Genomic DNA, 20,578 nt, shown 5'->3' with positions numbered 1-20,578 from the left:
TTTTCGGTCTCCGGTATTCCTTGACAGTTATATACGCGTAGCGGCATGTTGGAGGGGTGGACGTTCTGGAGGTGCTCGCCGAACCGGCCCGCCGGCGCATCGTCGACGCGCTGCTGACCCGCGAGGCGAGCGTCGGTGACCTGGTCGGGGCGCTCGGGATGAGTCAGCCCGCGGTCTCCAAACACCTGCGGGTGCTGCGCGAGGCCGGCGTCGTCTCGGTGCGCGCGCAGGCCCAGCAGCGGATCTACCGCCTCGAAGGTGCGCCGTTCCGGGCGCTCGACGCATGGCTGCGGCCGTACCGGAAATTGTGGGACCGCCACCTGGACGCCCTCGAGCGACATCTCGCGCCGACAACCTCGGAGGAGGAACCGTGACCGGACCACTCGCCGATGCCCGCGTGGCCGCCGACGGCGACCGCTGGACCCTGATCTTCGTCCGTGACCTGCCGCAGCCGCCCGAGCAGGTGTGGCCCGCGCTGGTCGACCCGGAGCGCCTGGACCGCTGGGCGCCCTTCACCGCCTCCCGTGCCCTGACCGAAACCGGCCCCGCCACGCTGACCATGGTCGACGGCGACGACCGCACCGCGCTGCCCGCGACGGTGCGCCGGGTGGAGCCGCCGCACCTGCTCGAATACACGTGGGGCGAGGATCTGCTGCGCTGGGAGCTGGCGCCGGTCGAGGGCGGCACCCGGCTCACCCTGCGGCACACGCTGGCCGATCGGGACATGGACGCGATGGTCGCGGCCGGCTGGCACCTGTGCGCGGACGTGCTGGCCCGCCTGCTGGCCGGCGAGCCGGTCACCGCGATCCGCGGCCGGGACGCGATGCGCCACGGCTGGGCGGAGCTGCGCGACCGGTACGCCGAACTCTTCGCCTAGCCGAGCTGACGTAGGGTCGCGATCATGACCGTAATCGGACTTCAGCGCCTTATCGTGTCGGTAGCGGACCTGTCCCGGAGCCGGGCCCTCTACCAGGACGTTCTCGGTCTCGTGGAGAAGGCGGCCTTCGGGGACGTCGTCGCGTTCGAGGTGCCGGGCACGACCACCGAGCTGCTGCTGCACCAGCGGCCGCCGACCGCCGGCCTGGCCGGGGTGGCGATCAGTTTCCGGGTGGACGACGTCGACGCGACCACCGCGGCCGCCGAGAAGACCGGGGCCACCGTGATCGACGCGCCGGAGGACCAGCCGTGGGGTGAGCGGCAGGCGGTGCTCAGCGACGCCGACGGGCACGTGCTCTGCCTGGTCTCGGTGTGACCTTGGTGATCTCGCTGCTCGTTGTTTGACGGGCTGGGGGCCGGATCGGAAAGATGGGGCGCGAGCGGTTGCGGAGGAACCCGGTGCGAGTCCGGGACGGTCCCGCCACTGTGACCGGGGAGCGACCCGCTGACGAGACAGCACGCCACGGCCCGACCGGCGGGCCGGAAGGCGAGCGGGGAACGGCGATCCGGGAGTCAGGAGACTCCGGCCGCTCGTGACGACCGACGCGCGGGCGTGGACACCCGCCGGGAGGGAAACCCCTGTGACAACTCCGTACCCGTTCTCGGCCGTGGTCGGCCTGGACGACCTGCGCCTCGCCCTGCTGCTCACGTCGGTCTCGCCGGCCGTGGGCGGGGTGCTGGTCCGCGGCGAGAAGGGCACCGCCAAGAGCACGGTCGTCCGCGCCCTGGCCGCCCTGCTCCCGCCGGTCACGGTGGTCCGCGGCTGCCGCTTCGCCTGCGACCCGGCCGCACCGGACCCGGAGTGCCCGGACGGCCCGCACGCCGCCGACACCCCCGCCGCGCACCGCCCGGCCAACCTGGTCGAGCTGCCGGTCGGAGCCACCGAGGACCGGGTCGTCGGCACCCTCGACATCCAGCGTGCCCTGGCCGACGGCGTCAAGGCGTACGAGCCCGGCCTGCTGGCCGCCGCCCACCGCGGCGTCCTCTACGTCGACGAGGTCAACCTCCTCCCGGACCACCTGGTCGACCTGCTCCTGGACGCCGCGGCGATGGGCCGCGCCCACGTCGAGCGCGACGGCGTCTCGGTCAAACACGCCGCCCGCTTCCTGCTGGTCGGCACCATGAATCCGGAGGAGGGCGAACCCCGCCCCCAGCTGGTCGACCGGTTCGGCCTGGTGGTCACGGTCGCCGCCCCGCGCGACGCCACCCAGCGCGCCGAGGTGGTCCGCCGCCGCCTCGCCTACGAGCTGGACCCGGCCACCTTCGCCGCCCGGTTCGCCGCCGACGAGCGGGAGTACGCGGCCCGGATCGCGGCGGCCCGCGCCATCCTGCCGACGGTGGTCCTGCCCGACGCCGAACTCGACCGGATCGCCCGGGTCTGCCTGGCGTACGGGGTCGACGGCATGCGCGCGGACATCGTGGTGGCCCGCTGCGCGGTCGCGATGGCGGCCTGGCACGGCCGTGACCGGGTGACCGCCGACGACGTGCGGGACGCGGCCCGGCTGGCGCTGCCGCATCGCCGTCGCACCGATCCGCTGGATCCGCCCGGGACCGACGAGGAGAAGCTGGACCAGGCTCTCGCCGAGGCCGAGCGTCAGGCCCGGGAGGATCTCGAACGCCAGGCCGAGGAGCAGCAGGCGGGGGATGACACCTCTGGTGATGGGCCGGACGATCAGCAGCCGGACGACGATCCGGACGGCGGTCCCGACGGCCCGGACAGCGGCCCCGGCGGCCCGGACAGCGGGCCCGGTGGTCCCGGCGGCGGCCTTCCTCCCGGTGGCCCGCGGGCTGAAGCGCCTTCGCCCGCCGACAACCCGCCGCCGAGCGGCGAGAGTCCGCAGGGCGGCGCCGCGGCCCCGGCCCAGGCCGGCGCCGCGTTCCGGCCACGCACGCTGCGGATCACCGCCCTCGGCGAGGGTGGCCACACGGGCAAGCGCTCCCCGGCCTACGCCCGCCGGGGCCGCGTCGTCGGCTCCCGCAAACCCCTCGGCAAACTCGCCGGCGCTCCACACCTCCCCGCCACCCTCCGTGCCGCCCTGCATCGCGCCGCCCTGGCCGCCGGTCAGGCGACGGTCGCCGACAGCCGCGAGCCGGTCGGTGACCTCAATCCGATGAACGCCGGCGCGCCGGTGGGCGACGGCGGACCGATGAACGCCAGCGGGCCGGTGGGCGACGGCGGGCCTTTCGGTGACCGTGGGCTGGTGGGTGACGGCGGGCCTTTCGGTGACCGTGGGCTGGTGGGTCACGGCGGGCCTTTCGGTGACCGTGGGCTGGTGGGTCACGGCGGGCCTATCGGTGACCGTGGGCTGGTGGGTCACGGCGGGCCTTTCGGCGACCGTGGGCTGGTGGGTGACGGTCGGCCTTTCGGCGACCGTGGGCCGGTGGGCGACCGCGGCGGGATGATGCGCGCGCCGCGGGTTTTCGACGTCGAGCCACGGGACCTGCGCGAGGCTATCCACGTCGGCCGCGAGGCGAACCTGGTGCTGTTCGTCGTCGACGCCTCCGGCTCGATGGCCGCCCGCAAACGGATGACCCTGGTCAAGACCGCCGTCCTGTCCCTGCTCCGCGACGCCTACCAGCGGCGCGACCGGATCGGGATGATCACTTTCCGGGGCGCGGACGCCGACGTGGTGCTCCCGCCGACGTCCAGCCACGAGGTCGGCGTGATGCGGCTGGCCGCCCTGCGCACCGGCGGCCGCACCCCGCTCGCCGCCGGCCTGCGCGCGGCCGCCCGCACCATCGCCACCGAACGCCGCCGCGACCCGCGCCGCCGTCCCCTGCTGATCGTGGTCACCGACGGCCGCGCCACCAGCGGCCCCGACCCGCTGCTGCTGGCCCCGGCCCTGAGCGGCGTGGCCACCGTCGTCGTCGACTGCGAATCCGGCCCGATCCGCCTGGGCCTCGCCCGCAAACTCGCCGCCGCCCTCCGGGCCGATGTGATGCCGCTGGAGCAGCTGGAAGCCGCCACCGGCCGCGGCCGCCCGGCATCCAGCGCGGTTCCGGGGGATCGCGCTTACCGCCGGGCTGCCTGATCAAGCGGCCCGGCCGCGAGTCGCTGTTCCCGGCTGGTCCTGAGGGCCCTAATCCGGACCGTTTTAGGGCCCTCAGCGCCAGCCCGGACCGGGAGGCGCGGCCGGGCCTCGGTTGCCGGCGGTCTCGCGTCCCGGGTACGGCGGGTGTGCCGGGGTACGGCGGGTGCCCCGGCGTGGTGTGCCGGGCAGAGCAGGTGTGCCGGGGCGGAGCCGGTGGCGGCGGGGCCGGTGTGCCGGGCAGTGGCCGGTGCTGGGCAGAGCGGGTGTGCCGAGCAGAGGCGGGTGCGGGCGGGGCGGGTGTGCCGGGCGGAGCCGGCGGCGGGGCGGGTGTGCCGGGCGGAGCCGGCGGGCGGGGCGGGTGTGCCGGGCGGAGGCCGGTGCCGGGCGGGGTGGGTGTGCTGGGCGGAGGCCGGTGCTGGGCAGGGCTGGTGTGCCGGGGGGAGCCGGTGGCGGCGGGGCGGGTGGGGCCGGTGGGTGGTTTGGTGGGGCTGGGCAAGCGGTGGGTGGGGCGGATTGCGTACGGGGAAGGGTTTGATGTGGTGAGGGGAGCGAGCGGATGCCGCAAGGGAAAGTGACCACCGTGCCCGACGACGGGCTGACGACGCGGCAGCGGCGGCGGCAGGCGGTCTTCGCCGTGCACACCGGGCCGGGCAAGGGTAAGTCGACGGCCGCGTTCGGGATGGCGTTGCGGGCGTGGAGTGCGGGGTGGCCGATCGGGGTCTTCCAGTTCGTCAAGTCGCAGAAGTGGAAGGTCGGCGAGGAGACGGCGCTCAAGGCCCTGGACGGCGTGAACGGGACGCCGGTGACCTGGCACAAGATGGGCGAGGGCTGGTCCTGGATCCAGCGGGCCGGCACCGAGCGGGACCACGCCGCCGAGGCCGCTGAGGGGTGGGCGCAGATCAAGCGGGACCTGGCGGCCGAGACGTACAAGTTCTACGTGCTCGACGAGTTCACCTACCCGATGAAGTGGGGCTGGGTGGACGTCGCGGACGTGATCGAGACGCTCGCCGAGCGACCCGGCACGCAACACGTGGTGATCACCGGACGGGACGCGCATCCGGACCTGATCGGGGCGGCCGACCTGGTCACCGAGATGACCAAGATCAAGCATCCGATGGACGCCGGTCGCAAAGGCCAGCAGGGTATCGAATGGTGACGATCCCTCGGGTGGTGATCGCCGCGCCCGCGTCCGGGCACGGCAAGACGACGGTGGCGACCGGGCTGCTGGCGGCGTTCGCCCGGCGCGGGGTGCCGGTGGCGCCGTTCAAGGTGGGGCCGGACTACATCGACCCGGGATACCACGCTCTCGCGGCCGGCCGCCCGGGGCGCAACCTGGATCCGGTCCTGGTCGGCGAGCAGCTGATCGGCCCGCTCTTCGCGCACGGGTCGCGGGGGGCCGAGCTGGCGGTCGTCGAGGGCGTGATGGGCCTCTACGACGGGCGGACCGGTGCCGGCGAGACCGGCTCCACGGCCCAGGTCGCCCAGCTGCTCCAGGCCCCGGTGATCCTGGTCGTCGACGCCGCCGCGCAGGGGCGGTCGATCGCGGCGGTGGTGCACGGGTTCCGCAGCTTCGGGACGGTCCGGCTGGCCGGGGTGATCCTGAACCGGGTCGGCTCGGACCGGCACGAGCAGATCCTGCGGGACGCGTGTGAGGAGGTCGGCACGCCGGTGCTGGGCGCGCTGCGCCGGGCCGACGCGGTGGCCGCGCCGTCCCGGCATCTCGGGCTGGTGCCCGCCGCGGAACGCCGGGCCGAGGCGCTCGCCTCGGTCGACGCGCTCGCCACGCTGATCGCGGGGGCGGTCGATCTGGACGCGGTGGCGGCGGTCGCTCGCACGGCGCCGCCGCTGGCGGCGACGCCGTGGACCCCGGAGGCGGAGATCCCGGCTTCCGGCCGCCCGATCGTCGCGCTCGCCGGTGGTCCCGCTTTCTCCTTCGCGTACGCCGAGACCGCCGAACTGCTGGCCGGCGCCGGAGCCGAGGTCGCCGTCGTGGACCCGTTACGGGACACATCCCTCCCCGGTGGAGCTCGCGCCCTGGTCGTGGGCGGCGGGTTCCCGGAGGTCTACGCGGCCGAGCTGTCCGCGAACGAGCCGCTGCGCAAGGCGGTCCGGGAGCTGGCCGGGGCCGGGCGGCCGATCGTGGCCGAGTGCGCCGGACTGCTGTGGCTGTGCCGGACCCTGGACGGCGCCCCGATGTGCGGGGTGCTGGACGCCGAGGCGGCGATGACGCCGTCGCTGACGCTGGGCTACCGGGACGCGGTCGCGCTGGCCGACAGTCCGCTGGCGGCGGCGGGGACCCGGGTGACCGGGCACGAGTTCCACCGGACGACGGTGCATCCGCGGTCCGGGCTGCTGCTGTCGCCGGCCGGGGGAGCGGCGTGGGCGTGGCGGGGCGCGGATCCGGAGGGTTTCGCCGCGGCGGGGGTTCACGCGTCGTATCTGCATCTGCATTGGGCGGGGCAGCGTGGGTTCGCCGAGCGGCTGGTGCACGCGGCGGCGGCGTGATCGGGGCCGCGGCGGACGGTGCGACGGCGGTGGCGGGGTGATGGTGATCGGGGTCGGGGCTCGGGCCGGGGTTTCGATGGGTGCGCTGGCGGTGGCGGGGTGATCGTGGTCGGGGTTGGGGCTCGGGCCGGGGTTTCGATGGGTGCGCTGGCGGTGGCGGTGGCGGGGTGATCGTGGTCGGGGTCGGGGCTCGGGCCGGGGTCTCGACGGACGCGCTGGCGGCGGCGGTGATGGCGGCGCTGGACGAGGCCGGGGTCGAGGGGCTGGACGGGACCGTGCTGGCGACCCTGGACAGGCGGGCTGCCGAGCCGGGGGTTCAGGAGTTCGCGCGGGAGCGCCGGTGGCGGCTGGCCGGGTTCACCGGGGCGGAGCTGGCCGGGCAGCCGGTTCCCGGGGCGCCGAGTGCGGTGGCGGCCGCGGCGGTCGGGACGCCGAGTGTGGCGGAGGCGGCGGCGTTGCTCGCGGCGGGGGCGGGGGCGGAACTGGTGCTGCCCAAGCGGGTGCACGGCGGCGTGACGGTGGCGATCGCCCGCGGCTGAACCGGGGTGTGGCGGAGGCGGCGGCGCTGCTCGCGGCGGGCGTGGGTGGGGAACTGGTGCTGTCCAAGCGGGTGCACGGCGGCGTGACGATCGCGCTCGCCCGAAGTGATCACGGGGCGGGCGGCGAGGGACGATCGGGGACGGCCATGGCACTGCGGCAGGGTCGGGGGTGACCGGGAGCGGGCAGACCGCCCGGCGGTCGCCGGGCGGTCTGTAGCGGGGACTGTGGCCGCGTGGAGCCACGGGGAGTTTGCGCAGGCGTAGCAAATCCGGATCTTGAAGTTGATCTTCAAGATGTGCCGAGCCGGCTGGTGGCGCGTGGATCCACCGGGGATCTACGAGATCTCCCATTCATGGACCGGGATGTTCTCGTGCATCATCGGCAGGTAGCGGCGCATCATCTCGTGCAGTGCGCGCTGCCGGTCCATGCCCTTCTTCTCCAGCTCGTGCAGCGTGCCGACCTGCCAGGAGGCGCCGTTCTGCTGGCGGAGGCAGCGCTGCTCGACGATGCCCAGCAACCGGTCCCGCTGGGCCGGCGAGACGCCCCACTCGTCGAGGCCCTCGGCGGCCTGGGGCAGCAGGCGGCGCAGGACCAGCTCGGTGACCGGGACCGTGCCCACGCCCGGCCAGAAGACGCTCGCGTCGATGCCGTGCCGGGCGCAGGCGTGGAAGTTCTCCTCGGCGGCGCGGAAGCTGAGCTGGGTCCAGACCGGGCGCTCGGCCTCGGCCAGGCTGCGGACCAGGCCGTAGTAGAACGCCGCGTTCGCGATGGTGTCGGCGACGGTCGGGCCGGCCGGCATCACCCGGTTCTCCACGCGCAGGTGCGGGCGGCCGTTGACGACCGCGTAGATCGGCCGGTTCCAGCGGTAGATCGTCCCGTTGTGCAGGCGCAGTTCGCTGAGCGACGGGATGTCACCGCGCTCCAGCATGTCCGCCGGATCGTCCTCGTCGCAGATGGGCAGCAGCGCGGGGAAGTACCGCACGTTCTCCTCGAACAGGTCGAACACGCTGGTGATCCAGCGCTCGCCGAACCACACCCGGGGGCGTACGCCCTGCGCCCGGATCTCCTCCGACCGGGTGTCGGTGGCCTGCTCGAACAGCGGGATCCGGGTCTCCCGCCACAGCTCCCGGCCGAACAGCAGCGGCGAGTTCGCGCCCAGCGCCACCTGGATCCCGGAAATCACCTGGGAGGCGTTCCAGTACGCGGCGAACTGCGCCGGACTCACCTGGAGGTGGAACTGGGTGCTGGTGCAGGCCGCCTCGGGCGCGATGCTGTCGGTGGTCACCGCGAGCCGGTCCACACCGTCGATGCGGATGTCCAGGTCCTCGCCCCGGGCCGCGAAGATCTGCTCGTTGAGCAGCTTGTACCGGGGGTTCGCGGAGAGCGCCGCGCCGGTCAGGTGCTCACGGCGCAGCGTGGGCAGGATGCCGACGGTGACCATGTGTACGCCGACCGTCCGGGCCTTGTGCTCGGCGTGGTTCAGGCTGGCCCGCAGACCCTTCTCCAGGTCGGCGTAGTCGTCGCCGGCCAGCCGCCGGGGCGGCAGATTGATCTCGATGTTGAACTGGCCCAGTTCGGTCTGGAAGTCGGGATCGGCGATCGCGCCGAGCACGTCGGCGTTGCGCATCGCCGGATCGGCATTGTCGTCGATCAGGTTGAGTTCGATCTCCATCCCGGTCATCGGCCGCTCGAACTCGAAGCGCGACTCGCGCAACATCGTCGCGAACACGTCGAGACTGCGGCGGATCTTCTGCCGGTACCGGGTCCGGTCCTCCCGGGAAAACTGTGTCTGTTCGACCTTCTCGCCCACCAGGCACCACCTTCCGAGCCGTTAGCGCGGAGGGGGAACGGGCATCGTCGCAGCGGTCCCCCCGGACCCATGATTACCGCTGTCTATGCCTGTTCTCGACTTGTCGGGGCAGCATTGGCGGGTGATGGCGAACGGTGCGTCGAACATGGACGGGCCGGTACCCGATCCTTCCGATCTTCACACGGGCTCAGTGGAACAGCGCGGCCAGGACCACGCCCGCGACGACCAGGCCGGCCGCGGCCTGGAGCAGCATCGCCGGGCCCAGGTGCGACCAGCGGGTCGGGATGCGCGGGGTGAGCGGCTGCATCGTCGTCAGGTTCACCACCTGCGTCAACTTGACCGGCAGCGTCCGGTCCCGCTGCGGCTCGGTGCGCACCTGCACCAGGTCGCCGCGGTGCAGCGCCGACTGCGGCAGCTGGCCGTGCATCTCGATCTCGTAGGTCTGGCCCAGGTCGTCGCGCAGCCGGACCGGCGTGACCAGGAACTCCGGGCCCTTGCGCAGGTCCTTGAGGCTGCGCCGGGCCGGTTTCATCCGCATCAGCGAGGCGACCAGCTGGGCGATCCCGGCGGTGAGGAACACGAAGATCGCCAATGGCTTCCCGACGCTCACCTCCCGGGTGTACGACGCCTGGTAGCCGACGAACCGGCCGGTGATGATCGGACTGACGTGCCGGAGGATCCGCTCGCGGTGCAGCTCGGTGTCGTCCATGGGGGGTCACCTCCTGGATGTTCCTCAATGTTACGGATTGAGAGCGGCTGCGCACCGTGAGTGAATCGGGAAATCCTGATCTTCTTCTCCTTACCAACCGGCGACGTGCCCCGCGCCCGATACCGGGCAATTCCCGCCGGCGACCCACCGATCTGCGGAAACCCGCCCTTCGGGGGTACCCGCCGGGGTGAACTGGACGACGGGTCGTGCGAAATCTCGCGCGGGCAGGGGGCGGAGACCAGTGGCACCGACGAACTACGTCAAACCGGAAAGCGTCCTGGCGCGCACCGCGCGCGAGATGCTCGAGGCGCACGCCGGGGGCGAGGGCCCGGGCGAAGGCCTCACCCACTGCCCCGTCTGCGGCGAGGAGCTGCCGTGCCGTTCCGGGCAGGCGGCCGCCGAGGTGCTCGCGGCCGCCGGGCTCGCGGAGAGCTCCGGTCTGGTCGCGGCGACGCGGCCGGCTTTCGTTCCGCCCGGATCGGGGTCCGCTTGGCCACCGGGCCCGGCCGCGGGTCCGGCTGGTCCGCCACCAGGACCGACGCTTGAGGGTACGCCCGGTGATCCGCTGACCGGGCCGCTTCCCGGAGCGTCGTCCCGGGGTGGGCACCTGCATCCGCTCGGGCCGGGGCCGGGGCTGTCCCATGTGCCGGGGCACCGGGAGCCGGCGTCGCCGGTGCGGCCGGTGCCGGAATCGCCGGGGCCGCTGTCGTCGGAGCTGCCCGGCTGGGCCACCGAGCCGACCGGGACGCACGAGCGGCCGTGGGCGGCCGGGGAGTCCTGGACGGAGGCGCGGCTCGGTGGGTTGCCGCGAGGGAACGCCGGGCCGGGTTTTTCTGCGTCGACCGGTGGTGGTGCCAACGGCGCGCCGCAGGCCAGCGGGTTGACCGCGGGTGGTGCGAAGGGGGCCGGGCGGCATGAGACTCCGGCGGGGGACCCCGGAGGAAGCGCGGAGGCAGCACCGTTACGAGCCTGGCCGCCGGGTGACGAGCCGTCGGGCGGCGGCGGACTGGGGAACTGGAAGCGGAGCGAGGGGGCGCATGCGGCGCCGTCCTCGCCCGATGTTTCCGGGGAGCCGGCACGTCCGTGGCCCGATGAGTCCTCTGCCGGGGAAGGTGCCGGGCTGCGCGCCTGGCCGCCCGCAGGCGCCGGGGACGGGCCGTCGGCGGGGCCGGGGTCACGGCCCGCCGGGCTCGGGGCCGGTCCTGGGCTGGTCGGCGGTGGCGAGGCCGGTGGGCTGAAGGCTTGGCCGCCCGCGGAAGGTGCTTCCGGCGGCGGGTCCGGGCCGGCGGGTGGTGGCGAGTCGTCGGGCGGTGGGCTGCGGGCGTGGCCTCCCGCTGCGGCCGACTCCGGGCCGTTGCCCGAGGCGAGCGTCGCGCGGCCCTGGCCGCCGGCTGACGCTCCGGCGCCGGGGGGACTTCGGCCCTGGCCGCCGGGTGAGGCGGGGCTTGGTGGATCGGCTGAGTCCGCTGATCAGCCGGAGGGTTCCGGGCTTGCGGGGGTCGGTGGATCTGGTGGGCTCTCGGGGCTGGCTGGATTCGCTGGGAGCGCTGGTCGGTCGGAGAGCGGGGCGGACTCTGGGTTCGGTGGTTCGGCAAGCGGCGGGGATTCCGGGTTCGGTGGTTCGGCGGAGAGCGGTGCGCGCTCCGGGGCGGCTGGGCTCGGGCAGGGTGAGGGAACCGGGCTTGCTGGGCTTGGCGGGACTGGGCAGGGCGAGGGAACTGGGCTTGCTGGGCTTGGCGGATCCGCTCAGACGGCGGCGCGGTCTGGGCTTGGCGGGGCTGGGCAGGGCGAGGGAAGTGGGCTTGCTGGGCTTGGCGGGGCTGGGCAGGGCGAGGGAAGTGGGCTTGCTGGGCTTGGCGGGGCTGGGCAGGGCGAGGGAAGTGGGCTCGCCGGGTTTGGCGGGTCGGCTGGTCAGACGGAGCGGGGCGCGCCGTCGGGGTCTGGTGGGACGGGACAGGGCGAGGGAGGCTCGGCTGCGGCGTTCGGTGGATCGGCTGGTCTGGCGGAGATGGGCGGGTCCGCGGGGGCTCCGGGATCCGCTGGTGCATCCGGACCGGCGGATCAGGCTGGGCAGATCGGTGGGCCGCCTGCGTTCGGTGGGTCCGGGGCGCTTCCGTGGCCGCCGGCCGATCTAGGTAGCCCCGCGCAGGCAGTGGAGCCGGTGTCGGGGACGCCGCCGTGGGCTACGGCCGCTCCGAGCGAGCCTCCGGCGAACCAGGCCTGGCCGGCTCCCGGACCCGGTGCGGCGCCCGCATCGGGTCCGCCGCCGGCTCAAGGCGTTCCCGGTGCTCCCCCGGAGGGGGCCGCGCCATGGGCGGCGCCGGTCGGACAGCCGGTCGCGGAGGGGGCGCCGGTCGCGGCTCCTGGCTACAGCCAGCAGAACAGTCCCCTGGACGCCCCTCGCTTCACCCGCTCGGCGCGGCCCGCGGGCGGCGCCGGTCCTGCGGGGATGATGCAGCCCGGGCACCCGATGACCCCGCCGGGTCCGCAGGGCTACCCGGGACCGCAGGCCGCCGGGGCGGTACAGCCGCCCGCCCCGGGAATGCCGACGTCCCCGTCCGGCGGCCCGGAGACGCCGATGGGTCAGCCCGGTGGGCCGGGGATGCCGATGGGGCAGCCTGGTGGGCCGGGGATGCCGATGGGGCAGCCTGGTGGGCCGGGGATGCCGATGGGGCAGCCTGGTGGGCCGGGGATGCCGATGGGGCAGCCTGGTGGGCCGGGGATGCCGATGGGGCAGCCTGGTGGGCCGGGGATGCCGATGGGGCAGCCCGGTGCGCAGGGGACGCCGACGGGCCAGTCCGGTGGGCCGGGGATGCCGATGGGCCAGCCCAGTGCGCAAGGGACGCCGACGGGTCACCCCAGTGGGCCGGGGACGCCGATGGGGCAGCCTGGTGGGCCGGGGATGCCGACGGGCCAGCCCAGTGCTCCGGGTGTGCCGATGGGTCAGCCCGACGGTGTCGCGGCGCCGATGGGTCAGCCCGGTGCGCCGGGGATGTCGATGGGGCAGGCGGGTGGTTCGGGTCCGGGACAGCCGGGTGGCCATGGGATGGCCGCGAGCGGGGACTTCCTGCCGTCGGCAGCCGTGATGACCGGTCAGGTGCCGCCGGTGATTCCCGGTGCGCAGCCGCCGGACCTGGGTCAGGCGCGTTCCGGGCTGCAGGCGCCCGACATGGGTCAGCACAATCCTGTTGCGGCGCCGGGCGCTCGTCCGGGATTGCAGGCGCCGGATATGGGTCAGCAGAATTCGCCGGCGGCCACGCCGTCGGGTCGGCCGGGGCTTCAGCCGCCGGACATGGGTCAGCACAATCCTGTTGCGGCGCCGGGCGCTCGTCCGGGATTGCAGGCGCCGGATATGGGTCAGCAGAATTCGCCGGCGGCCACGCCGTCGGGTCGGCCCGGATTGCAGGCGCCGGACATGGGCCAGCACAACCCGGTAGCGACGCCGGGTGCCCGTCCCGGTTTGCAGGCGCCGGACATGGGTCAGCAGAACGCGCCTGCGGGTCCGGCGGCCATGCCGTCGGGTCGGCCCGGATTGCAGCCGCCGGACATGGGCCAGCACAATCCGCCCACGCCCGGTCCCGCCATCGTCCGGCCCGGCCTCCAGGCGCCGGACATGGGTCAGACCGCCCCGCCTCCGTCCGGCGCGCCGATGGACGAGGCGAACGCTCCGTCCGGCCTGCCCGGCCGTGGTGCCCCTCGCCCCGCCGCCCAGCCGGCACCGCCGGCCCCGGTCGAGGACGCCCTGGCGGACCCGGCCAGCGCACCGAGCGGCCTGCCTCGCCGGCAGTGACCGTGAGCAGCGGATCAGCCCGGCGGTCGCCGGGCGGTCCGGTGCACGGCGGCGCTCGCGGTCAGCCACGGGACGGGGCAATTGCGTCTGTCCGGTCCCCAGGTCGTACAAAAGAGGCGGCGTGAGCGAACCGCCCACATCGCGGCAGCGAGGGACGGCCGTGAGCTGCCCGCGTGTGTCGCGGCAGCGTGGAAGGGCCGTGAGCTGCCCGCCTGTGTCGCGGCAGCGTGGAAGCCGTGAGCCCGCCCGCATGGCGGCGACAGAGGGCCGCCTGCGTTGCGGCAGCGGGTGTCAGGTCAGGGTGGGGAACAGGTGGGTCCAGACGATCTTGCCGTCGGTGGTGGGCAGGACGCCCCAGGCGGCCGACAGCTCGCGGATCAGCCGCAGGCCGCGGCCGCCGGCGTCGGTGAGGCCCGGGTCCAGTTGGCGGGGCATGGTGCGGCTGCCGTCGCGGACCGCCAGGGTGAGGCGGTTGTCGCGGACGGCCAGGGTGAACTCCATGGTGGTGTGGGCGTGGCGGACCACGTTGGCGACCAGTTCGGTGGCGATCAGGGTGGCGGTCGCGGCGAACTCGGTGCGGTGCCAGCGGGCGCAGGCCTGGTCGACCAGGTTGCGGACCTGGCGGCAGGCTTCCGGGACCGGGCGCAGGCGGACCCGCAGGCGGTCCGGGGGTGGGTCGGTGCGCGCGTCGGCCAGGGCGGCGGCGCGGTCGGTGGCCAGTTCCACGCGGGCGCAGTCCGGGATGGTGGCGAGCGCGGCCGACGTGCCCGGGTCGGCGCCGCAGACGACTATCGGCACGTTGGGGAACTCCGCGGTCTGGCAGACGACCGAGCCGAACGTGCTCAGGGCGATCGGGTCGGCCACCGTCAGCCGGGTCACGTCGAGCAGGAGTTTCACCGGCTGGTCGGCGAGGCTGCGGCGGACCGCGACGCCGAGCGCGTCGCCGGTGAGCCGGTCCAGCGTGCCGCTGACGGTGAGCACCGCGATCGGGAGGTCCTGTTCCGGCCGGCAGACCAGCTGGCTGGGCATCGGCTCCCCCTCCCGTGACTGCGCTCGTCATGGCAGGTGCCCGGCGTCCGGGGAGGGCAAACCACCGTCCGGGGCGAATCTCGGGGGCGGCACGTGGGAGTCCGGACGATGGCTCCCAGCGAAATAAAGTACCGTTGCGCGCCATGGGTGTTTCGCAGCGGTTCAAGAACCGATTCCGCAAGTTTTTGCAGCGTCCGGGCACGACTGTGGACCTCGGCCCGCTGTCGAAGCGCCTGGAGCCGATCGAGGCTCGTGAGGAAGCGCTCAAGGAGCTGGACGACGCCGCGCTGACCGATGCCGCGCGGGAGGCGTCCGACTACACCGAGATCTGCGCGATCGGCCGCGAGGCGGCGTTCCGCGCGATCGGCCAGCGGCCTTACGACGTCCAGTTGCTCGGCGCCATGGCGCTGCTCGACGGCCGGGTCGCCGAGATGGCCACCGGTGAGGGCAAGACGCTCACCGCCACGATCGCTGCCTACGGCCACACCCGCCTGGGCAACGGGCCGGTGCACGTGTTGACCGTCAACGACTACCTGGCCAAGCGCGACGCCGAGTGGATGGAGCCGATCTACACGCTGCTCGGCCTCACCGTCGGCTCGGTGACCGAGTCGATGACCCCGGAGGAGCGGCGTGAGGCGTACGCCGCCGACGTCACCTACGTGTCGGTCTCCGAGGCGGGCTTCGACTACCTGCGCGACCAGCTGGTCACCGACGTGGCCGACCGGGTGCAGCGCGAGCTGGCCACCGCGATCGTCGACGAGGCCGACTCGATCCTGATCGACGAGGCCCGGGTGCCGATGGTGCTGGCCGGTTCGACCTCGACCGAGAGCGACCCGGTGCACGAGGCCGCCGCGCTGGTCAAGACGCTGCGCAAGGGCAAGGACTACGAGGTGGCCGAGGACGGCCGCAGCGTGGCCTTCACCGAGGCCGGCCTGAAGAACGTCGAGGAGCAGCTCGGCGGCGTCGACCTGTACGCCGACGACCAGGTCGAGCACCTGTCCGCGGTGAACGTGGCGCTGCACGCCCACGCCCTGCTGCGCCGCGACGTGGACTACATCGTCCGCAACGGCGGGGTCGAGCTGATCGACGAGATGCGCGGCCGGGTCGCCCAGCGCCGCCGCTGGCCGGACGGCCTGCAGGCGGCCGTGGAGGCCAAGGAGGGGCTGTCCGCGACCGCCGAGGGCGAGGTGCTGGACACCATCACGGTGCAGGCGTACATCGCGCTCTACGCGACCGTGTGCGGGATGACCGCGACCGCGGTGCACGTCGGCGAGCAGCTCCGGGAGTACTTCAAGCTCGAGGTGGCCGTGGTGCCGCCGAACACGCCGAACATCCGCGAGGACGACCCGGACCGGATCTACTCGGCGCACGACACCCGTGACGAGGCGCTGGTCGAGGAGATCAAGATCGCGCACGACAAGGGCCGCCCGGTGCTCATCGGCACCCTGGACGTGCAGGCGTCCGAGACGCTCGCCGCGCAGCTGGCCAAGGCCGGCGTCCCGTGCAACGTGCTGAACGCGAAGAACGACGCCGAGGAGGCGGCGATCATCGCCGAGGCCGGCGCGGTCGGCGCGGTCACCGTCTCCACCCAGATGGCCGGCCGTGGTGTCGACATCCGCCTCGGCGGCAGCGATGAGGCCGACCGGGACAAGGTGGTCGAGCTCGGCGGGCTCTACGTGATCGGCGCCGGCCGGCACGACAGCCGCCGGGTCGACGACCAGCTGCGTGGCCGCGCCGGCCGGCAGGGTGACCCGGGCGCCTCGGTGTTCTTCGTCAGCCTGGAGGACGAGCTGGTCACCCGGCACGCCGGCGACATCCTGCCGGCCTCGCCGCGGATGGACATGGACGGCGTGGTGCACGACCCGCAGGTGGACTACGCGGTCGAGCACGCCCAGCGGGTCGCCGAGGGTGTGAACCACGAGATCCACCGCAACACCTGGCGGTACAGCGTGGTGATCGAGCAGCAGCGGCTGCTGCTGGCTGAGCGGCGGGAGCGGCTGCTCACCTCCGAGGTGGCCGCGATCATGCTGCTGGAGAAGTCGCCGGAGAAGGCGAAGGAGACCGACGAGGACGTGCTGTCCGACTCGGCCCGGGCGATCGCCCTGTTCCACCTGGACCGGCTCTGGGCCGATCACCTGGCGTACCTGTCCGAGGTCCGCGAGGGCGTGCACCTGCGGGCGCTGGGCAAGCTGGACCCGCTGGACGAGTTCCACCGGTCCGCCGTCCCGGCGTTCCAGGATCTGCTGACCAAGGTCGAGGAGCGGACCATCGAGACGTTCGAGGAGGTCGACCTCAGCGACGGCTGGGAGCCGGAGCGGGCCGAGATCGTCCGGCCGAGCGCGACCTGGACCTACCTGGTGCACGACAACCCGTTCGGCTCCGAGCTGGACCGGTTGATCGCCGCCGTCGGCCGTCGCCTGACCTCCGGTGGCTGATTTCACTTAGGTTTCTGGAACGAAGGGGCGCCGCGGATTCCGCGGCGCCCCTTCGTCGTGTTCCGTCGCAGGTCAGCCGCACAGCGTTCGGCAATGCTTAATGCGGCTGACAGAAAGCGTTACCGGAATGCATTCGTGTTACCGGGAACAATATGGAACATCTTTCTCACACTGTGGATCGCGGCTTGACCGGCAAAGCGGACGCCCGGAAATATCAGGCCCGCTTTGCCTACGGTGAGGTATTCACGGCGATGGGGATCATGGGGGGTCGTGAAGTTCCTCAGCGATCGAGCATATTCGCTTGCCGCTGCAAATTCTTGGGGGATCAATCAATGCCGGTCAGCGCATTGTCGCCGCGTGCCGATCGTCGTTCTGCCGGCCCGGGCCGTGGTCCGGGCAGCCGGCGTGCCGAACCGGCGCTGACCGTGACGCTCGCGATCCCGCTCACCGGGGACGCCGTGTCCCCACAGGCGCATCGGTTGCTGGCCGCGGTCCGTGAGCTGGTCGAGCTCAGCCGCGGCACGGTGACCGTCGAGTCGGCCACGGTCCCGGTCGAGCCGGAGCCCGAGCCCGTTCCCACCGGTCCGGAGGTGCGGCTGCTCACCGGCTCCCGGCAGGTGCTGCTGGACGGTGAGCCGGTGCCGCTCACCCGGCTCGAGTTCGACCTGCTGCTCTACCTCGCGGAGCGGCCGCGCCGGGTGTTCAGCCGCGCCCAGCTGCTCGCCGGGGTGTGGGGTTACGAGCGGGCCGGGGAGCGCACGGTCGACGTGCACGTCCGCCGCCTGCGGCTCAAGCTGGGCGCCAGCGTGCCCGCGGTCACCACCGTCTACGGTGTGGGCTACCGGCTGGCCGACGAGGCCCGGATCACGATCATGCCGCACGATTGACCGATGCGCGTTGTTCCCGTCTCGTTCGCCGTGCTCGTCGAGGACCTTGCCGATCGGCTGGCCAGTCGGGAATCCGACACTAGGGTCCGGGTGGCCGTGGACGGCGCGGACGCGGCCGCCCCGGACCGGCTCGCCGACGCCCTGATCGACCCGCTGCGCGTGCGTGGCCGCCCGGCCGTCCGCATCGACACCAGGGATTTCCTGCGCCCGGCCTCGGTGCGGCTGGAGTTCGGCCGCACCAATCCGGACTCGTTCTACGCCGGCTGGTTCGACGAGGCCGGACTGATCCGCGAGGTGCTCGACCCGGCCGCGCCGGACGGCTCCGGGCGGATCGTCACCCGTCTGTGGAACCCGGTGACCGACCGCGCCGCCCGGGAGCCCTACCGTTCCCTGCCGGCGAATGCGATCGTGCTGGTCAGCGGCCCGTTGCTGCTCGGCGCCGGGCTGCCCTTCGACGTCACCGTCCACCTTGAGCTCTCGGCCGCCGCGCTGGCTCGGCGTACCGCACCGGAGGACCGCTGGACGCTGCCCGCCTTTGCCCGATATGTGGGAGAGGTGGCCCCCCAGACTTTCGCGGATGTGGTCGTCCGGGTCGACGATCCGCGGCATCCGGCCCTGGTCGTGGCGCCGGGGTGATCGTCGGCACAAGACCCGCTCGCTGAGTCCGTGGCGCAACCGACCACTGACAGTTATGCTCCGGTTACTTTTTCGCGGGGGTCCCGGTTTGGGGCCTCCGGCGGTGGGTATCAGGGCGGCTCCACACATCGAGCCCGAGGCCCACCGGCTGGGGCTTAGGGAAGGGCAGGGGGACTAGATGCTCGTCAACGGTGCTGTTGTAGCCGGTAAGGGCGCCAGCGCGGCCAAGGGGCGCTCGACGGAGGAGCTCGAGCAGATCCGGGTGCTCCTGCGGACCAGGTTCGAGGAGCTCGACGCGGAGTACGAAGAGGCGGTCGCCCAGAGCCACCGGCTGCGGCTGGTCGAGATCGGCGACTCGGCCGGTGACGACCAGGCCGACAGCGGGTCCAAGACGGCGGAGCGGGATGCCGCCGGGTCGCTGCTGCGCACCCTTCTCGACCGCCGCACCCAGGCGGAGTACGCGATGCAGCGGCTCGAGGACGGGACGTACGGCAACTGTGAGGGTTGCTCCAACCCGATCCCGGTGGAGCGGCTAGAGGTGTTCCCCTCGGCCACCACGTGCGTCAACTGCAAGCAGGTCCGGGAGCGCCGGGCGAGCTGAGCCGAGGCGGTGCCCGTTTCCGTGCGGGCGGGAGCGGGCACCGATCAGGCATGGCACGGATCCGGGTCGGTACCTGCGGGTGGACCGACAAGACGCTGATCGAGTCGGGGTGGTACCCGTCGACCGCCGACACCCCGGAGAAACGGCTGGCGTTCTACGCGCGCCAGTTCCCGATCGTCGAGGTCGACGCCACCTACTACCACCCGCCGAGCGAGCAGACCGCGGCGCTGTGGGCGCAGCGGACGCCGGCCGGCTTCACCTTCAACATCAAAGCGTTCAGCCTGCTGACCGGGCATCCGACCAGGGTGGCCGCGCTCTACAAGGACCTGCGGCCGGAGACGCCGAAGAAGAACGTCTACCCCGAGGATCTGCCGCCGCAGGCGTACGAGGAGGTCTGGAGCCGGTTCCTGAGCGCGCTGGAGCCGCTCGCCGAGGCGGGCAAGCTCGGGGCGCTGCTCTTCCAGTTCCCGCCCTGGTTCGGCATCCGCAAGTCCAACAAGGAGTACCTGCTGGAGGTCGCGGCCCGGTGCAAGCCGATGCGGCCGGTCTTCGAGTTCCGCAACGCCTCCTGGTTCGACGGCGGCAACCGCGACGAGACCCTCGACTTCCTGCGCAACCATCGGCTGCCGTTCGTGGCGGTGGACATGCCGCAGGGGCACAAGTCGTCGGTGCCGCCGGTGGTGACGGCGACCGCGGATCTGGCGGTGGTGCGTTTCCACGGGCATAGCGACAAGTGGACGAGTAAGGACATCCACGAGAAGTTCGGCTATCGCTATTCCGCGGAAGAACTTGCAGAGTGGGTGCCGAAACTGCGCGGGCTCGCCGATGAGGCCACGACCACGCATGTGTTGATGAACAATTGCTACTCCGATTATGCGCAGCGAAATGCTTCAACCTTCATCGATCTACTGGGTGATGACTGACGATCCGGCGGAACGCGTTCGCGTCGATCACCGCGGCGCCGCCCGGGTCGTTGTTGAAGTACACGAAACCGTCCGGGCCCAGCCGGTTGCGCCACGACCGCAGCGCTGACCTCCCGTAACGCGGCCACGGCCGGGCGGCGCCCTCGTGGAACCGCAGGTAGCAGAAGTCCGCGGTACGCCACAGCGGCGTGACCGGCCGCCCCCGCCGGTCGGCCCAGCACAGCGCGGCACCATGGGCACGCAGCAGCTTCTCGCAGTCCGGGGTGAACCAGCTGGCGTGCCGGGGCTCGACCGCCACCCTGACCTCGCCGGGGAACAGGCTCAGCGTCTCGTCCAGCGCGCCGAGATCCGCCCGCAGGGTGGGCGGCAGTTGCAGCAGCACCGGCCCGAGCTTGTCGCCGAGCCCCGCGGCCCGGTCCAGGAACCGCGCCACCGGCTCGGCCGGCTCCCGCAGCCGCTTCACGTGCGTCAGGTACCGGCTCATCTTGACCGCGACGACGAACCCGTCCGGCGTCCGCTCCCGCCACTGCTCGAAGGTCCTGCGCTCCGGCAGCCGGTAGAACGCGTTGTTCACCTCGACGGTGGGGAACCGCTCGGCGTAGTGCTCCAGCCAGAGCCGCTGCGGCAGCTTCTCCGGATAGAGGCCGCCGCGCCAGTCCCGGTACTGCCACCCGGATGTCCCGATCCACAACACTCTGCCGGGATACCCCGGAACGCTGGTTTCGTACTCCGGGGCGGGGTAGAA

At 73.1% G+C, this 20,578-nt stretch carries 17 protein-coding genes and 1 riboswitch; of the genes, 13 read left to right on the top strand and 4 right to left on the bottom strand.

Features of this window, described 5'->3' with window-relative positions; translation table 11 throughout:
- The first annotated feature begins 56 nt into the window (after window positions 1–56).
- The 7 genes from Aiant_RS05335 (at window position 57) to Aiant_RS05300 (ending at window position 7,012) form a co-directional block, all read left to right on the top strand.
- Window positions 57–374, top strand: coding sequence for an ArsR/SmtB family transcription factor (locus Aiant_RS05335; protein WP_189331230.1), 318 nt, complete (start codon window positions 57–59; stop codon window positions 372–374).
- On the top strand, window positions 371–877 hold the full coding sequence (locus Aiant_RS05330) for an SRPBCC family protein (RefSeq protein ID WP_229830136.1): 507 nt from the start codon (window positions 371–373) through the stop codon (window positions 875–877). The genes Aiant_RS05335 and Aiant_RS05330 overlap by 4 nt, the downstream gene beginning before the upstream one ends.
- Before the next feature lie 24 nt (window positions 878–901).
- Window positions 902–1,252, top strand: a complete 351-nt coding sequence (locus tag Aiant_RS05325; protein ID WP_189331228.1) for a VOC family protein — start codon at window positions 902–904, stop codon at window positions 1,250–1,252.
- A 74-nt stretch (window positions 1,253–1,326) separates the two neighbouring features.
- Window positions 1,327–1,459, top strand: a riboswitch (cobalamin riboswitch).
- A 10-nt stretch (window positions 1,460–1,469) separates the two neighbouring features.
- Window positions 1,470–3,968, top strand: a complete 2,499-nt coding sequence (locus tag Aiant_RS45415) for a VWA domain-containing protein (protein ID WP_425322657.1) — start codon at window positions 1,470–1,472, stop codon at window positions 3,966–3,968.
- A 556-nt stretch (window positions 3,969–4,524) separates the two neighbouring features.
- Window positions 4,525–5,124 (top strand): cob(I)yrinic acid a,c-diamide adenosyltransferase, encoded by a 600-nt coding sequence (cobO, locus tag Aiant_RS05310; protein ID WP_189331227.1) that lies wholly within the window; start codon window positions 4,525–4,527, stop codon window positions 5,122–5,124.
- Window positions 5,118–6,473, top strand: a complete 1,356-nt coding sequence (locus Aiant_RS05305) for a cobyrinic acid a,c-diamide synthase CobB (protein WP_189331226.1) — start codon at window positions 5,118–5,120, stop codon at window positions 6,471–6,473. The genes cobO and Aiant_RS05305 overlap by 7 nt, the downstream gene beginning before the upstream one ends.
- 167 nt (window positions 6,474–6,640) lie before the next feature.
- Window positions 6,641–7,012 carry a cobalamin biosynthesis protein gene (locus Aiant_RS05300; protein WP_189331225.1) on the top strand — a complete coding sequence of 124 codons (372 nt, stop codon included), beginning with the start codon at window positions 6,641–6,643 and terminating at the stop codon, window positions 7,010–7,012.
- 335 nt (window positions 7,013–7,347) lie between these two features.
- On the opposite strand, the gene Aiant_RS05295 is transcribed toward Aiant_RS05300, so the two are convergent.
- A complete protein-coding gene (locus tag Aiant_RS05295; protein ID WP_189331224.1) occupies window positions 7,348–8,823 on the bottom strand; it encodes a glutamate-cysteine ligase family protein in 1,476 nt (491 codons plus the stop codon).
- Between the two features lie 187 nt (window positions 8,824–9,010).
- Window positions 9,011–9,532, bottom strand: a complete 522-nt coding sequence (locus tag Aiant_RS05290; RefSeq protein ID WP_189331223.1) for a hypothetical protein — start codon at window positions 9,530–9,532, stop codon at window positions 9,011–9,013.
- A gap of 2,938 nt (window positions 9,533–12,470) precedes the next feature.
- Between Aiant_RS05290 and Aiant_RS05285 the strand changes: the two genes are divergently transcribed.
- On the top strand, window positions 12,471–13,322 hold the full coding sequence (locus tag Aiant_RS05285; RefSeq protein ID WP_189331222.1) for a hypothetical protein: 852 nt from the start codon (window positions 12,471–12,473) through the stop codon (window positions 13,320–13,322).
- A 291-nt stretch (window positions 13,323–13,613) separates the two neighbouring features.
- Here Aiant_RS05285 and Aiant_RS05280 read toward each other — a convergent pair whose 3' ends face one another.
- Window positions 13,614–14,351, bottom strand: a complete 738-nt coding sequence (locus tag Aiant_RS05280) for an ATP-binding protein (RefSeq protein ID WP_189331221.1) — start codon at window positions 14,349–14,351, stop codon at window positions 13,614–13,616.
- 143 nt (window positions 14,352–14,494) lie between these two features.
- On the opposite strand from Aiant_RS05280, the gene secA2 reads away from it, so the two are divergent.
- From secA2 to Aiant_RS05255, 5 genes are all read left to right on the top strand, one after another.
- Window positions 14,495–16,786 (top strand): accessory Sec system translocase SecA2, encoded by a 2,292-nt coding sequence (gene secA2, locus Aiant_RS05275; RefSeq protein ID WP_189331220.1) that lies wholly within the window; start codon window positions 14,495–14,497, stop codon window positions 16,784–16,786.
- A gap of 332 nt (window positions 16,787–17,118) precedes the next feature.
- Complete coding sequence (locus tag Aiant_RS05270; RefSeq protein ID WP_425322656.1) at window positions 17,119–17,673, top strand: winged helix-turn-helix domain-containing protein; 555 nt, start codon at window positions 17,119–17,121, stop codon at window positions 17,671–17,673.
- 3 nt (window positions 17,674–17,676) lie between these two features.
- Complete coding sequence (locus tag Aiant_RS05265; RefSeq protein ID WP_189331219.1) at window positions 17,677–18,309, top strand: nucleoside/nucleotide kinase family protein; 633 nt, start codon at window positions 17,677–17,679, stop codon at window positions 18,307–18,309.
- Between the two features lie 178 nt (window positions 18,310–18,487).
- Window positions 18,488–18,910: a TraR/DksA family transcriptional regulator gene (locus Aiant_RS05260; protein ID WP_185044681.1), complete on the top strand. Its 423-nt coding sequence runs from the start codon at window positions 18,488–18,490 to the stop codon at window positions 18,908–18,910.
- A gap of 50 nt (window positions 18,911–18,960) precedes the next feature.
- Window positions 18,961–19,833 (top strand): DUF72 domain-containing protein, encoded by an 873-nt coding sequence (locus Aiant_RS05255; RefSeq protein ID WP_189331218.1) that lies wholly within the window; start codon window positions 18,961–18,963, stop codon window positions 19,831–19,833.
- Here the strand turns inward: Aiant_RS05255 and Aiant_RS05250 are convergent.
- Entirely contained in the window at window positions 19,808–20,527 is a 720-nt protein-coding gene (locus Aiant_RS05250) for a DUF72 domain-containing protein (RefSeq protein ID WP_189331217.1), read from the bottom strand. The genes Aiant_RS05255 and Aiant_RS05250 overlap by 26 nt on opposite strands.
- Between the last annotated feature and the right edge of the window lie 51 nt (window positions 20,528–20,578).

Origin of the sequence: Actinoplanes ianthinogenes (assembly GCF_018324205.1) — a bacterium.
GTDB classification, from domain to species: domain Bacteria; phylum Actinomycetota; class Actinomycetes; order Mycobacteriales; family Micromonosporaceae; genus Actinoplanes; species Actinoplanes ianthinogenes.
Note: the sequence above shows the minus strand (reverse complement) of the source record. Positions and strands in the feature narration are given on the sequence as shown.

Bases quoted from the DNA above. Each gene is read 5' to 3' on its own strand.
- Aiant_RS05325 (WP_189331228.1), top strand. From the start codon at position 902: ATGACCGTAATCGGACTTCAGCGCCTTATCGTGTCGGTAGCGGACCTG.
- cobO (WP_189331227.1), top strand. From the start codon at position 4,525: ATGCCGCAAGGGAAAGTGACCACCGTGCCCGACGACGGGCTGACGACG.
- Aiant_RS05305 (WP_189331226.1), top strand. From the start codon at position 5,118: ATGGTGACGATCCCTCGGGTGGTGATCGCCGCGCCCGCGTCCGGGCAC.
- Aiant_RS05290 (WP_189331223.1), bottom strand. From the start codon at position 9,532: ATGGACGACACCGAGCTGCACCGCGAGCGGATCCTCCGGCACGTCAGT.
- Aiant_RS05285 (WP_189331222.1), top strand. From the start codon at position 12,471: ATGGGTCAGCCCGACGGTGTCGCGGCGCCGATGGGTCAGCCCGGTGCG.
- Aiant_RS05280 (WP_189331221.1), bottom strand. From the start codon at position 14,351: ATGCCCAGCCAGCTGGTCTGCCGGCCGGAACAGGACCTCCCGATCGCG.
- secA2 (WP_189331220.1), top strand. From the start codon at position 14,495: ATGGGTGTTTCGCAGCGGTTCAAGAACCGATTCCGCAAGTTTTTGCAG.
- Aiant_RS05270 (WP_425322656.1), top strand. From the start codon at position 17,119: ATGCCGGTCAGCGCATTGTCGCCGCGTGCCGATCGTCGTTCTGCCGGC.
- Aiant_RS05265 (WP_189331219.1), top strand. From the start codon at position 17,677: ATGCGCGTTGTTCCCGTCTCGTTCGCCGTGCTCGTCGAGGACCTTGCC.
- Aiant_RS05260 (WP_185044681.1), top strand. From the start codon at position 18,488: ATGCTCGTCAACGGTGCTGTTGTAGCCGGTAAGGGCGCCAGCGCGGCC.
- Aiant_RS05255 (WP_189331218.1), top strand. From the start codon at position 18,961: ATGGCACGGATCCGGGTCGGTACCTGCGGGTGGACCGACAAGACGCTG.